Raw genomic sequence first — 13,826 nt, forward strand, 5'->3', positions numbered from 1 at the left:
AACGGAAGACTGGTATGAACCTGTTGTGGATAGCCTTTTCGATCATCGGAGCTGTCCTTGGCCTTTTGCTTTCTGCCAAAGCACAAGATCAAGGAATGATGATCCATGGCATGGTCTTCGCGGCCGCATCTGTATTGGCGGCCTACGCGTTGATCTCTCGTCACTATCGTTCCAGACCTGCTGAAGCTGCGGGGCCGGGCGGTATCGTCTATAATACGGAAATTGTAAAATATGGTGTGATTGCATCAACATTCTGGGGGGTCGTTGGCTTCCTGGTTGGTGTTGTAATTGCATTCCAACTTGCATTTCCTGTACTTAACCTTGACCTACCTTGGACTAGCTTTGGACGTCTTCGTCCTTTGCATACGTCAGCGGTGATTTTTGCCTTTGGTGGTAACATCCTGCTGACAACATCTTTCCACGTGGTGCAGCGGACATCCCGCGCGCGTCTGGCTGGTGATGTTGCTCCTTGGTTTGTATTCTGGGGCTATCAGCTGTTTATCGTGCTGGCCGCAACAGGGTATCTACTCGGTATTACTCAGGGTAAAGAATATGCCGAACCTGAATGGTATGTTGACCTCTGGCTGACAGTTGTCTGGGTCGTATATCTTCTGGTGTTCCTGGTAACGCTCTGGAAGCGTCAGGAAAAACATATTTATGTGGCGAACTGGTTCTACCTTGCGTTTATCGTGACCGTTGCGATGCTTCACATCGTCAATGCGCTCTCTATGCCTGTTAGCATTACCGGCGTGAAGAGTTATTCACTCTTCTCTGGTGTGCAGGATGCGTTGACACAGTGGTGGTACGGCCACAATGCTGTGGGCTTCTTCCTGACAGCTGGTTTCTTGGCTATCATGTATTACTTTGTGCCAAAACGCGCTGAACGTCCGGTTTACTCATACCGTTTGTCTATTATCCACTTCTGGGCACTGATCTTCTTATATATATGGGCTGGTCCTCACCACCTGCATTACACAGCGCTTCCTGACTGGTCACAGACACTTGGTATGACATTCTCCGTTATGCTCTGGATGCCTTCCTGGGGTGGTATGATCAATGGTCTGATGACCCTGTCTGGTGCTTGGGATAAACTGAGAACTGACCCTGTGATCCGCTTCCTGGTGACATCTGTTGCCTTCTACGGAATGAGCACATTCGAAGGTCCGCTGATGTCTATTAAAGCTGTGAACGCTTTGAGCCATTACACAGACTGGACAATTGGTCACGTTCACTCTGGTGCCCTTGGTTGGGTTGCTTACGTGAGCTTTGGTGCCCTTTATTTCCTTGTTCCAGTGGTTTGGAACCGCAAGTCACTTTATTCCGACAAGCTAGTTTCCTTGCACTTCTGGGTCTCTACCGTTGGTATCCTGCTGTATATCACAGCGATGTGGGTATCCGGTATCCTGCAAGGTCTGATGTGGCGCGCATATGATAGCTTCGGCTTCCTGGAATATTCTTTCAGTGAAACTGTAGAAGCGATGCATCCATTCTACGTAATCCGTGCCCTTGGCGGTGTTCTGTTCCTGATCGGCTCGCTAATTATGGCATACAACCTGTGGCGTACAGCCCGCGGTGATGTCAAAGAAGCTGAATCAGAAACTCTGATTGCCAATCCAGAATTTGCGGCAGGGAGGTAAGGAAAATGATCAGTCATAAAGTCATTGAGAAAAATTCCATTCTGATGGTGATCCTGACACTTGTTGTTGTCTCCATCGGTGGCCTCGTTGAAATCGTGCCGCTTTTCTATCTGGAAAGCACAATCGAGAAAGTTAAAGGCGTTCGCCCGTACAGCCCATTGGAGCTTGCTGGTCGTAACATCTACATCCGTGAAGGTTGCTATAACTGCCATAGCCAGATGGTTCGTCCACTTCGTGATGAAGCAGAACGTTATGGTCACTACAGCCTTGCTGCGGAAAGTATGTATGACCACCCATTCCAGTGGGGTTCAAAGCGTACTGGTCCTGATCTTGCCCGTGTTGGTGGTCGCTATTCTGATGAATGGCATGTCACTCATATGCGCCGCCCTCAGGATGTTGTGCCGGAATCTGTAATGCCATCTTATTCATGGTTGGAACAGAACGAACTGAGCGTTCCTGATATTGCAGCGGAACTAGTTGCAAACCGCCGTGTTGGGGTTCCTTACTCTGACGAAATGATCACGAAAGCCGAGCAAGACCTGAAAACTCAGGTTAATCCGGATGCGGACGAAGTTGATGAACTTCTCGCTCGTTATCCAAAAGCTCAGGTTCGCGATTTTGACGGCAACCCAGAGCGCCTGTCCGAACTTGATGCGTTGATTGCTTACCTGCAAATGCTGGGTACGCTTGTGGACTTCCAGTCCTATGACGAAAAAGCAGGCCAGAGATAGGAGGAGATATGGATTATCAAGACGTTTCCTATTTCGCGCAGACATATGGTCTATTGTACCTGTTTGGTCTGTTCATCATCGTAGTTGCTTATGCACTGTGGCCAAAGAACAAGGAAAAGTTCGATCACGCAGCGCATATCCCACTTGAGGAGGATAAATAATGTCCAAAGTGGAAAGAGACGAACACTCAGGCACAGAAACAACTGGTCATGAGTGGGATGGCATTAAGGAGCTTGATACTCCGATGCCTCGCTGGTGGCTGTGGTCCTTTTACGCATGTATTGTTTGGTCCATCGGTTACTGGATTGTAATGCCAGCCTGGCCTCTGGTCAGTGACTATACCCGCGGTATGTTGGGGTATTCTTCACGTGCGCTGGTGACAGAAGAGCTGGCTACTGTGGCGGCTGGGCGTGCTGAGGTTACCAAAGCGCTTCAGGAAACAGAGCTTGCTGACGTGAAGAATAATCAGGAACTGTACCAGTTTGCAGTTTCCGGTGGTCGTTCTCACTACGCAGTGAACTGTTCACAATGCCATGGTTCAGGTGCGCAAGGTGGCCCAGGCTTCCCTAACCTGAACGACGACGACTGGCTATGGGGTGGTAAGGTTGATGAGATCTACGCCACTATCCAGTACGGTATTCGTTCCGATCATGATGAAACACGCACAGGTGAAATGCCTGCCTTCCTTAAAGACGAGATCTTGGAAAAAGGTCAAGTCAATGATGTGACGGAATATGTTCTGTCTCTGTCTCAGGAAGGGCGTGACGCAGAGGCTGTTGCACGCGGTAAAGAAGTCTTCATGAACGAATGTGCTTCTTGCCACGGTGAAAATGCTAAAGGTGGCCGTGAGTTCGGCGCACCAAATCTTACAGATGCAATTTGGTTCTATGGCGGTGACAAAGAAACCGTTCAGAAAACTATCGCGAATGGCCGTCAAAACGTGATGCCTGCTTGGGCTGATCGTTTGGACGACACCGTTATTCGTCAGATTGCACTCTATGTACATTCTTTGGGCGGTGGTGAGTAATTGCCCAAAGAAACTAGTTGTTGTTTGATGCTAGAAATGTGGTGCGCTGAGTCGCTCAGCGCACCGCTTATGGAGCTAGAGACGTGTCAAATTCCCCCGTTGAAAAAATTGACGTCCAAGCGGTAAATAAAAAAGAAAACCGCTCCCTATATGTCAGTCGTAAGAAAATCCATCCCAAACGTGCCGAAGGGACGTTTCGGCGCCTCAAGTGGATTATCATGGGGATTACGCTGGCCATTTATTATGTAAGCCCTTGGATCCGTTGGGATCGTGGGCCACTGGCTCCTGATCAGGCGATCCTGATCGATCTGGAGCATAACAGATTTTATTTCTTCTTTATCGAGCTGTGGCCTCAGGAAGTCTACTATATCACTGGTATATTGATCCTGGCGGCTCTTGGCCTTTTCATGGTTACGTCTTTGTTTGGCCGCGCATGGTGTGGATATTCTTGCCCCCAAACAGTTTGGACTGACCTGTTTATCGTTGTTGAACGTGCGATCGAGGGGGATCGAAACGCGCGCCTGAAACTTGATAAAGCACCAATGTCCTTTTCTAAACTTATGAAAAGGGTTTCAAAGCACACCAGTTGGCTCATCATTGGATTGCTGACAGGCGGTGCCTGGATTTTCTATTTCGCTGATGCGCCGACCCTTATTCAGGAAGTTCTAACCGGCGAAGCCCGCAGTGTCGCTTATTCTACGATCGGTGTTCTGACGGCAACCACCTATGTATTTGGCGGTTTAATGCGTGAACAGGTATGCACTTATATGTGTCCATGGCCACGGATTCAGGGCGCTATGGTGGACGAACATTCATTGACCGTGACATACCATACGGCGCGTGGTGAACCTCGCGGGCCTCACAAGAAAAACGATACATGGGACGGGCGGGGCCATTGTATTGATTGTAACCAGTGTGTCGCGGTTTGTCCGATGGGTATTGATATTCGCGATGGTGCACAACTTGAATGCATTAGTTGCGCTTTGTGTATTGATGCATGTGATGCTGTGATGGAAAAAGTCGGCCTTCCAAAAGGCCTGATAAGTTATGACACCCATATTGGCCGTGTATCGAAAGAGCCAATTACAAAACTAGATGTTCCGTTTATTCGACCACGGACAATAGCCTACGCAGTTCTACTGACCTTGGTTGGATCGATAATGCTCTATGCCTTGCTGACACGCTCTGCACTTGATGTGAACGTGATCCGGGATCGTAACCCACTTTTTGTTCAATTGTCTGATGGCACGATCCGAAACGGATACACTGTTAAAATTCTGAACAAGGTACATGATGTTCGACGCTTCCAGGTGACGATTGATGGACTAGAGAATGCCAAGGCGTGGAACCAGAGTGAAGGTCCGCAATTTGAGCATATCGTCGTTCCTGTTCCTGGAGATACACTGTCTGCGATTAAACTCTTTATTGCAGCGCCAAGGAGTGAGCTGGAAAGCGGAAGTATGGATATCACTATCATTGTTAAAGACCTTGTTAGCGGTTTGACCGAGAAACAAAGTACAACGTTTAAAGGGCCGAAGTGATGGAGGCTGTAGTGGAGAAAAAACTCGAAGGCAAACATGTATTTATGATTTTGCTGGCGTTTTTTGGAGTGATGTTTGCCGTCAATGGCGTGTTTGTTTATGTGGCTTTGACCAGTTTTTCTGGGGTGACCGAAAAGGACGCCTATGTGAAAGGGTTAAACTATAACCGCGCCATTGAAGAAAATCTGGAGCAGCGGGCAAGAAATTGGCTGGTGCTTCTGGATACTGAAAATCTGGGGCAGAGTTCTTCTATTCTGACGTTGAGTGCGAAAGATCGAAACGGCGAAGATCTGTTTTTTGATGACGTCACAATGGTATTGAAGCGCCCTGCTCAGGAAGATCTCGATTTTGAGGTTACTTTGACCAAGGAAGCGGAAAAATTTGTGGCTACTGTGGAATTTCCACTTCCTGGGCAATGGGATGTCATTGTTTTGGCCAATGGCGCGGGGTATGACAAACCGTACCGTCTGGAGAAAAGGCTATGGGTCAAGTAATTCAGCCAACAGATAGTCCGCAATTTAGCGGTGTGCGCCGTGACCTCAGCGGTAACTGTTGTTCCGGTGGTGCCATTGCACTGGCCGATGCCAACAGCCCGATTGCAGATTTCCAGAACTTTATTGCCTCTGATCCATCGGCTTTTGTGGACACGGATGAAGATGGCAATGCGGTCCTTCATCTGTTGGTGGAAAACATGCATTGCGCCAACTGCATTCAATCCATCGAGAAAACGCTAAGATCTGCGGAAGGCGTTAAAGAGGCACGTGTGAATTTTTCAACACGTCGCCTGTTGGTGCGTTGGGATCAGGACAAAATAAGCGCCGCAGACCTTGTGAAGCCGGTTATCGATCTGGGATATCCGCTTACACCCTATAATGCTGCCATGATGCAATCCGCATCGGAAGAAGAAAACAAACGTCTCCTGAAGGCACTTGGTGTCGCAGGATTTGCAGCGGCAAATGTGATGCTGTTGTCAGTCTCCGTCTGGGCCGGGATCTTTTCAGAAGACATGGGGCCATCAACCCGTGACTTCATGCATTGGGTGTCGGCCTTGATTGCCATGCCGGCTGTAGCATATTCCGGTCAGGTTTTCTTTAAATCCGCCATCGGGGCCCTTAAGAATGGCCGGCTTAACATGGATGTGCCAATTTCTTTGGCCGTTATTCTGGCCGTTGGTATGAGCTTGTCTGAAACCATTCAAAGTGGGCATTACGCGTATTTTGATGCGGCGGTAACACTTCTGTTTTTCCTGTTGATCGGTCGTTATCTGGATAGTCAGGCACGAAGCAAAGCCAGATCAGCGGCGGAACGCTTGTTGTTGATGAAAGCGGTTGCGGCAACTGTTGTTGAAGCTGACGGTACCCATCGCTCTATCCCAGTGGACAATGTCACACCCGGCACAACTGTCCATGTGGCTGTTGGCGATCGGTTCCCTGTTGATGGTGAAATCCTGGAAGGCCGGACCAGTGTGGATAACAGTTTGGTAACGGGGGAAAGTCTGCCCGTAGACGCCTCAGTTGGTAACGCAGTGTTTGCGGGTACCTTGAACTTGTCCGCTCCTATTAAAGTGAAAGCGACAAACACAGGCGATAATACACTGTTGGGTGATATTGTTCGTCTGATGGAAAATGCGGAGCAGGGGCGCGCAAAATACGTTCGGATCGCTGATCGCATCGCTGAATATTATGCGCCTGCGGTTCATATTTTGTCAGCACTGACTTTTGCAGGTTGGTGGTTACTTGGTTTTGACTGGCAGGTGGCCCTTCTGCAAGGTGTGGCTGTTCTTATTGTGACATGTCCATGTGCACTTGGGTTGGCCGTTCCAGTCGTTCAGGTGGTTGCAAGCGGAAGATTGCTCCATCGCGGTATCCTTGTGAAAGCCGCGGATGGACTGGAGCGCCTTGCCGTTGTTGACACAATTGTCTTCGACAAAACAGGAACGATTACGGAAGGCCGCCTTGATCTCATAAACAAAGCGGATATCTCAGAAAGCTCATTGGTTTTGGCTGCGAAAATGGCCAGATCCAGCCGCCATCCACTTGCCCAAGCTGTGGTTCGTGCCGCTGGTGGTGTGAGCGGAGAGCTTGCTGGTGTGGAAGAACATCCCGGTCTAGGGCTTAGCGTCCAGACAGATGCCGGTGAAATACGTTTGGGTAGTCGTAGCTGGTGCAGTGCTGAAGAGCTGGATGGTGCAGAAAATGCTGGGCCTGAAATGTGGCTCAGCGAACCAGGAAAGGCACCTGTTCAGTTCCTGTTTGAAGATACAATGCGCCCTGACGCTTTTGAAACAGTTGAAGCGTTGAAGAAACTTGGAATGCATGTGGAACTGCTGTCCGGTGACCGGAAGAATGTTGCAGAAAATGTGGCGAGAGAGGCGGGCATCGACCACTGGAACGCTGAAATGCGTCCTGAACAGAAGGTCCAACATCTGGAAGCTCTAAAAGCACAAGGACGTAATGTTCTGATGGTTGGCGATGGTCTGAATGATGCGCCTGCGCTTACTGCTGCTAATGTGTCTTTATCTCCTGCCTCTGCCGCAGATGTGAGCCAAACTGCCGCAGATTTTGTTTTCCAGGGAAGAAGTCTTTCTGCGGTTCTTGAAACTGTTGAGGTTGCGAGGTTCTCTCATCGTCTGGTAAAGCAGAATTTTGGTCTCGCCTTCGGTTACAACGCGATTGCGGTGCCGTTAGCGGTCCTCGGGTTTGTAACCCCGTTGTTTGCGGCTATTGCCATGTCAGCTTCTTCATTGGTAGTGTGCGCTAATTCCATGCGGTTGCGGAAATCCAGAAAAGGAATGAATGCATGAGTGTGCTTGTATATCTGATACCGATTGCTTTGTTGTTAGGCGGCCTTGGACTGGTGGCCTTTCTGTGGAGTCTTAAGAGTGGGCAATATGAGGATCTTGACGGGGCTGCTCAGCGTATCCTGATTGATGATGACGAGCCACTTGCCTGATTGGTTGTAAGCTCAAAAAAAAGCCGCCCGGTGTGGGCGGCTTTTTGCTAGGAACTTGCCTTTTCCATCAGCGCTTCTTCTTCTGGAAAACGTGGCCCTTTTATAGTTTCATTTCCAGGCTCCGGTGCAAACGGGATGTTCAGTGAGCACAGAAGCGACATCGCCGCCATTGCAGCCCCTGCGAGGAAAACGCTGGCAGGTGAGGTCAGCCAGAGAATACCAAAGACTACGGGGATCACCACCGCTGCAATGTGATTGATCGTAAAGCTCACGCTGGCTGTAGAGGCCATGTCTTTCGGGTCCGCAATCTTCTGGAAATAGCTTTTGATGCCAATGGCAAACGCAAAGAAGAGATGATCGATGATATAGAGGGCTGCGGCCATCACGGCACTTTCCACAAAGGCGTAGCCGGTGAACACAAAAAACAGACCGACATACTCAAACACGAGGGCTTTTCTCTCTCCCCAATGTGCGATTAGACGACCAATACGGGGGGCAAGAAAAATATTGATGGCGTGGTTCACCAGATATAGCGCAGTAATGGTGGAAACGTCATAGCCAAATTTCTCCACCATCATAAAACCAGCGAAGACCATAAAAATCTGTCGTCGCGCCCCGGATAAGAAGGTCAGCGCATAATAGAGCCAGTATCTTTTTCGAAGGACGATTTTCTTTGTTTGCGGGACCGCGGCCTTAAACATTGGATAGGCAGACCAACAAAAGAGGGCTACAAACACGGAGATCGCGCCACCTGTTGCGTACATCACGGCGTAATCCAGATCCGCAAGCTTTGTCGCCGCGAAGATCAAACCGTACGCCGCTAACGACGCAAAAGCCTGCGCCGATATCTGACGCCCCATGACCAGAGGGGCTCTCTCTTTTGATACCAATTGAAGTGTTAGAGATTGACGCAAGGTTTCATGATAGTGAAAGCCAATCGACATCAGAATGGTCGTAAGATAGAAGCCAATTTCAGAAGGAAAGAAACCGGTAAGCGCAACGCCAACTCCAAAAACAAGTAATGACAACATTAAAAGTCTTTGTTCTGCAATGATCAGCAGGGCGAAGACAACCGTGAACGCCAGAAAGCCCGGAATTTCGCGTAAAGATTGGAGGATACCGATTTCCTTACCTGTGAAATTCACCATATCCACAGCGAAATTGTTAAGCAGAGCCATCCAGGTTGCCCAGCCTAATCCCCAGCCAGCAGCGGTGATCATCAGCAGGACTTCTGGGTTTTCTTTCCAGGATTTCTTTATCATTGACGGGGGCCTTAATTAGAGGTGTCTGGTGTCATCTTATCGCCCCTTTTGTTGTATAGCAAACTATCAGCAATTCATTCACCTTATCATCGGAATTGATAGGGTTCATTTAAGATTGGTTGTTAATTATCTGTTTTGGCTGATATACTTGGGTTGAACAACCGTCGATTAAGAGAAAATCATGGCAATTTGGGGTAAAATTCTAGGAAGTGCAGCGGGTTTGTTGCTGGGCGGTCCTCTTGGCGCATTAATGGGCGGTGTCGCAGGGCACGTTGTCGATAAATATCGTGATACGGATGAGGAAACCGAAGGTGAAGAAGCGCCGACAGGACTAAAACAAGTCGCTTTTACAATCGCGGTTGTTGCTCTTGGTGCCAAGCTGGCGAAAGCTGACGGTGTTGTTACCCGTGATGAAGTCGACGCTTTTAAACGCGTGTTCCGTATCCCGCCCGAAGAGGAAAAGAACTTTGGTAAGGTCTTTGATCAGGCGCGAAAAAATGCCGCTGGGTATGAGGCGTATGCGAAACAGGTTGCGCGGATGTTTAAAAACAGCCCTCAAGTGATGGAAGATTTGCTCCACGGTTTGTTTTCAATTGCCATGGCCGACGGCGTTTTGCATCCCGATGAAGACGAATATCTTCGGAATATTGCTGAAATCTTCGGTTTCGATGAACATGCTTACGATCGCTTTAGAAGTTATCATTCTGGTGCTGAAGCGCGAGATCCATATCGAATTTTGGGGGTGTCACCTGAAATCTCAAATGAGGAATTGAAGAAAGCCTATCGTGCGCTAATTCGCGAAAATCACCCGGATAAAGTGATCGCAGAAGGATTGCCGCAAGAATTTGTTGAACTTGCAAATGAAAAAATCGCAAAGATTAATGCCGCTTATGATGAGGTAAGTAGCAAGCGAGGTATGTGAGGTGCCTGTTGAGGTTACACATACACCGTCTCCAAACTTCAATGATCGCAATGAAGGCGCGGTGCCTACTGTGTTGGTGGTGCATTATACAGGGATGGTTACTGCAGAGGCTGCGTTGCGGCGCCTTTGCGATCCAAGGGCCGAGGTAAGTGCACATTATCTTGTCATGGAAGATGGAGAGGTTCATCAACTTGTATCAGAAGACAAGCGTGCATGGCATGCGGGTGTGGGTGTTTGGCGCGGTATCACCGATTTGAACTCAGCATCAATCGGCGTTGAGATTGTTAATCCTGGGCATGAGTTCGGGTATGTCGATTTTGCTGAAGAACAGATGAAGAGTGTTGCTCTTCTTGCAGAAGAGATTGTGCGGCGCCACGACATAAAGCCTTGGAATGTTATTGGGCATTCAGATCTGGCTCCTGAGCGAAAAGAAGACCCGGGAGAGAAGTTTAACTGGAAGCTCTTAGCGTCAATGGGCATTGGGATGTGGCCCACGAAAAAACTGGGAGAGGCAAGGGGGGAAGCGCAGTTAATAGAAGATTTGAAACAGATCGGTTACGACTGTTCAAATTTACAGAAAACCATTCTCGCTTTCCAGCGTCATTGGCGCCCTAATATCCTGAGTGGCCTGCCCGATGAAGAAACTCAGCGGATTGCAAGAACCCTCTGTCTGCAGTTGTCCTCTTGACCTGATATCACATGAAGCGTAAATCAGTTTTGTCAGATGGTTGGATGGCCGCTGCCTAATTTAGATTGGGGAGAGGAAAGTCCGGGCTCCACGGAAATGCGGTGCCGGTTAATGGCCGGCGGGGGCGACCCTAGGGAAAGTGCCACAGAAAGCAAACCGCCTGTTATACAGGTAAGGGTGAAAGGGTGCGGTAAGAGCGCACCGCGCGACTGGCAACAGAAGCGGCATGGTAAACCCCACCGGGAGCAAAACCTAATAGGGACGGTCGGCGTAGGCCTTTTGGTGCTGCGCAAGCAGGTTTTCCGGGCTACCGTCCGGGTTGGTTGCTTGAAGGGTCTGGCAACAGGCTCTCTAGATGAATGGTCATCCATCGAGAAATCGAGGACAGAACCCGGCTTACAGACCATCTGACGCGTATTCCAGGCATGCCTTTAATGGCCTTGTCATATTAGATGGATATTTGAAAAGACTTTCCGTTAAACCAAGTTGTTTAATAGGTTAAAGTTAGTCGCAGAGCTTTGATTTGGTGAAGGGAAAAGAGTGGGGTATCGGTTCAAAAAGAGCAGCATGGACGCTCTAACTATGTTCTTGCTGTTTGCAGTGACATTACTGTTTCCCACACCAGCATTAGCCGCCGGAGTGGCGCTGCCACCATTGGTGTATGATATTGGTATCTGCCTTTTTGTGGCAAGTGTTATCGGTATTGTCGCTGTTCGTGTAGGAATGCCCAGCATCGCAGCTTTTTTGATTGCCGGGATACTTGTTGGACCGATTGGTTTTGGGCTTATTACAGAGCCAAAAAACATCGACACCATCGCTGAACTGGGCTTCATTTTGCTGTTATTCATGATTGGACTTGAGATCGATGTCCGAAAGATCATGAGTAGCGGCAAGATTATAATTATCTCGGGAGTTTTTCAGTATCCACTCACCGTTCTTTTAGGGATCGGGGTCGTCAAACTTTGCTTGTTCTTAGGATTGGATGGCCTGTTTCCTGGAAACTACGACGCTTTATACTTCGGAATTTTCCTCGCTGGCTCTTCTACCCTGCTTGTGATCAAACTGTTTCAGGAACGGTTTGAATTGGGAACAGAAAGCGGCCGTTTGGCCCTTGGATTGCTGGTGTTTCAGGACATCTGGGCGATTATCGTGCTTGTCCTTCAGCCTACATTCCATGCTCCTGAATTAAGCTCTGCGCTGATTTCATTTTTCGGTATGTTTATACTGGTGGCAATTTCTGTGGCGTTGGCGCGAGGTGTTGTGGTCCGAGCCTTCAAATGGCTCGCTAAAGAACCACAGATGATTTTTGTGGGTGCTATCGGCTGGTGTTTTACAATCGTATTTGTTGGCAGTAGTTTGGACTATGTGGCTGGTTATCTGTTCGAGTTGCCAACTTCATTGTCCGTGGGATCCGGCATGAGTGCCTTGATTGCCGGGATGACCATTGCCACATTGCCTTATAGCCGGGACATTATTGCCAAAGTAGGGATCGTCCGCGACTTTTTCATTGTTTTGTTCTTTGTCGGATTGGGAATGAGTATTCCTGAAATTCAGGATTATTCCGTAGTAATCGTCGCGGTGATGCTGGTGTTCTTCGGCCTACTTGCAAGGCAACTTATCTTCTTTCCTCTTTTTTATTATTCAGGTGGGGATAGGCGACATGCCCAGACATCAGCAATTCGTTTGGCGCAGCTGTCTGAGTTTGGTTTGGTGATTGCGTTTCTTGGGATACAGCAGGGTCATTTGTCCAAGGAATTCGGAAGTACGATCATTTTTGCGTTTATCGCAACGGCCTTGTTGACACCTTTTAACTTTAAGAATGCATATAAAATATACGGTTGGCTTGCACCGGCGCTTGAAAAGTTGGGCTTTAAAGAACCACCCGCCGAAATTGAAGATGAAGAGGTGGAAACTGACATCGTCCTTCTTGGTTTCCATCGTGTCGCGTCGTCATTGCTGCATGAAGTGTCCGTCCATCGTCCCGAATTGATGAAGCGTATTCTTGTGATTGATTTCAATGTGCAAATTCACCCTGCAATTCGAAAAATGGGTGCCTCTGTAAAGTACGGAGATCTCGCCAGTGAGCAGACCCTGCGCCACGCGGGTGTGGATCGGGCTAGTGTGATTGTCGCAACCATTCCGGATGAAATCTTGCGGGGAACTAACAATCGAACGTTGGTGCACGATCTCAGGGCAATGAATGAAAATGCAGTGATTATCGTAAATGCTGAGAAACCTAAAGCTGCGGACGAGCTATATGAAGCTGGCGCGGACTACGTTTATTTGACGCGCGTGCATACGGCGAGGGCGTTGGATAAGCTCATAGAGCGGACACTCGATGGAAGTTTGTCCTCCTATCGCGATGAACAAGAAAAAACCCACGGAAAAATACAGGAGCGTTGGGAAGTTCTGGATTAAAGAAGAGAGGCTGGAGGCCTCTCTTTTTGTTTGTCGGGGTTAGAGCAGGGAGCGAAGCATCCAGGCAGTTTTTTCATGGATGCGCATTCGGTCAGATACAAGCGCTGCCGTTGACTCGTCATCTGCATCCTGCGCAATTTTCAATACATCCCGGCAGGTTCTGACCACCGTTTCGTGGCTGGCTGTCAGGATACGAACCATATCATCTGCTGAGGGTATGTCTTCAACCTCTTTAATGCTGCTTAAGCCTGCAAACGCTTTGTAGGTTCCTGGTGCGACAACACCCAGGGTTCGAATGCGTTCGGCGATTTCATCCACAGCCAGAGCCAGTTCGTTGTAATGCTCTTCGAACATCAAGTGCAAGTCTCGGAATTTGGGGCCTGTTACATTCCAATGGAAATTATGAGTTTGCAGATAGAGGGTGTAGCTATCCGCAAGCAGATGCTTCAGGCCGTCTGCAATTTTGTGCATATCGTCTTGTGGAATGCCGATGTTGATCTCGCTCATGATTTCCTTCCTTTTTTAGAATTATTCAAATGTAGTGAGTTTTGGCAGAATTTAAAGAGGGAACACGCTCAAATTTCACAAGTTTATTTTTAAGGCGTCTTCTTCTGCAGGCAAAGATCGAAATCAAATCAATGTAGAACA

The 13,826-nt window shown here is 48.6% G+C and carries 13 protein-coding genes and 1 other RNA gene; 12 read left to right on the top strand and 2 right to left on the bottom strand.

The genetic code is table 11. From position 1 onward, the window contains the following. Window positions 1-14 precede the first annotated feature (14 nt). The 8 genes from ccoN (at window position 15) to ccoS (ending at window position 7,888) form a co-directional block, all read left to right on the top strand. A complete protein-coding gene (gene ccoN / locus GUA87_RS07380) occupies window positions 15-1,637 on the top strand; it encodes a cytochrome-c oxidase, cbb3-type subunit I (RefSeq protein WP_193715930.1) in 1,623 nt (540 codons plus the stop codon). 5 nt (window positions 1,638-1,642) lie between these two features. Beyond that, the gene (gene ccoO / locus GUA87_RS07385) at window positions 1,643-2,368 is read left to right on the top strand and encodes a cytochrome-c oxidase, cbb3-type subunit II (protein WP_193715931.1); all 726 of its coding nucleotides are present in this window, start codon (window positions 1,643-1,645) and stop codon (window positions 2,366-2,368) included. 8 nt (window positions 2,369-2,376) lie between these two features. Then, window positions 2,377-2,529, top strand: a complete 153-nt coding sequence (locus GUA87_RS07390) for a cbb3-type cytochrome oxidase subunit 3 (protein WP_193715932.1) — start codon at window positions 2,377-2,379, stop codon at window positions 2,527-2,529. After that, the gene (gene ccoP / locus GUA87_RS07395; protein WP_193715933.1) at window positions 2,529-3,395 is read left to right on the top strand and encodes a cytochrome-c oxidase, cbb3-type subunit III; all 867 of its coding nucleotides are present in this window, start codon (window positions 2,529-2,531) and stop codon (window positions 3,393-3,395) included. Before GUA87_RS07390 ends, ccoP begins: the two co-directional genes overlap by 1 nt. 83 nt (window positions 3,396-3,478) lie before the next feature. Beyond that, window positions 3,479-4,936: a cytochrome c oxidase accessory protein CcoG gene (gene ccoG, locus GUA87_RS07400; protein WP_193715934.1), complete on the top strand. Its 1,458-nt coding sequence runs from the start codon at window positions 3,479-3,481 to the stop codon at window positions 4,934-4,936. An 11-nt stretch (window positions 4,937-4,947) separates the two neighbouring features. Then, a complete protein-coding gene (locus GUA87_RS07405; protein ID WP_193715935.1) occupies window positions 4,948-5,430 on the top strand; it encodes a FixH family protein in 483 nt (160 codons plus the stop codon). Continuing rightward, the gene (locus GUA87_RS07410) at window positions 5,418-7,739 is read left to right on the top strand and encodes a cation-translocating P-type ATPase (RefSeq protein ID WP_193715936.1); all 2,322 of its coding nucleotides are present in this window, start codon (window positions 5,418-5,420) and stop codon (window positions 7,737-7,739) included. Before GUA87_RS07405 ends, GUA87_RS07410 begins: the two co-directional genes overlap by 13 nt. Further along, window positions 7,736-7,888 (top strand): cbb3-type cytochrome oxidase assembly protein CcoS, encoded by a 153-nt coding sequence (ccoS, locus tag GUA87_RS07415; protein WP_193715937.1) that lies wholly within the window; start codon window positions 7,736-7,738, stop codon window positions 7,886-7,888. Before GUA87_RS07410 ends, ccoS begins: the two co-directional genes overlap by 4 nt. 47 nt (window positions 7,889-7,935) lie before the next feature. Here ccoS and GUA87_RS07420 read toward each other — a convergent pair whose 3' ends face one another. After that, on the bottom strand, window positions 7,936-9,150 hold the full coding sequence (locus GUA87_RS07420) for an MFS transporter (RefSeq protein ID WP_193715938.1): 1,215 nt from the start codon (window positions 9,148-9,150) through the stop codon (window positions 7,936-7,938). Window positions 9,151-9,331: 181 nt separating this feature from the next. On the opposite strand from GUA87_RS07420, the gene GUA87_RS07425 reads away from it, so the two are divergent. The 4 genes from GUA87_RS07425 (at window position 9,332) to GUA87_RS07440 (ending at window position 13,178) form a co-directional block, all read left to right on the top strand. Continuing rightward, window positions 9,332-10,072 carry a TerB family tellurite resistance protein gene (locus GUA87_RS07425; protein ID WP_193715939.1) on the top strand — a complete coding sequence of 247 codons (741 nt, stop codon included), beginning with the start codon at window positions 9,332-9,334 and terminating at the stop codon, window positions 10,070-10,072. Window position 10,073: 1 nt separating this feature from the next. Continuing rightward, window positions 10,074-10,760 carry an N-acetylmuramoyl-L-alanine amidase gene (locus GUA87_RS07430; RefSeq protein WP_321575887.1) on the top strand — a complete coding sequence of 229 codons (687 nt, stop codon included), beginning with the start codon at window positions 10,074-10,076 and terminating at the stop codon, window positions 10,758-10,760. 32 nt (window positions 10,761-10,792) lie between these two features. After that, window positions 10,793-11,175: RNase P RNA component class A (gene rnpB / locus GUA87_RS07435), an RNA gene on the top strand. 152 nt (window positions 11,176-11,327) lie between these two features. Further along, window positions 11,328-13,178 carry a cation:proton antiporter gene (locus GUA87_RS07440; protein WP_193715940.1) on the top strand — a complete coding sequence of 617 codons (1,851 nt, stop codon included), beginning with the start codon at window positions 11,328-11,330 and terminating at the stop codon, window positions 13,176-13,178. Window positions 13,179-13,217: 39 nt separating this feature from the next. Here the strand turns inward: GUA87_RS07440 and GUA87_RS07445 are convergent, their stop codons facing one another. Beyond that, window positions 13,218-13,685 (bottom strand): Dps family protein, encoded by a 468-nt coding sequence (locus GUA87_RS07445; RefSeq protein WP_193715941.1) that lies wholly within the window; start codon window positions 13,683-13,685, stop codon window positions 13,218-13,220. Window positions 13,686-13,826 lie beyond the last annotated feature (141 nt).

The organism is Sneathiella sp. P13V-1 (assembly GCF_015143595.1).
GTDB lineage: Bacteria > Pseudomonadota > Alphaproteobacteria > Sneathiellales > Sneathiellaceae > Sneathiella.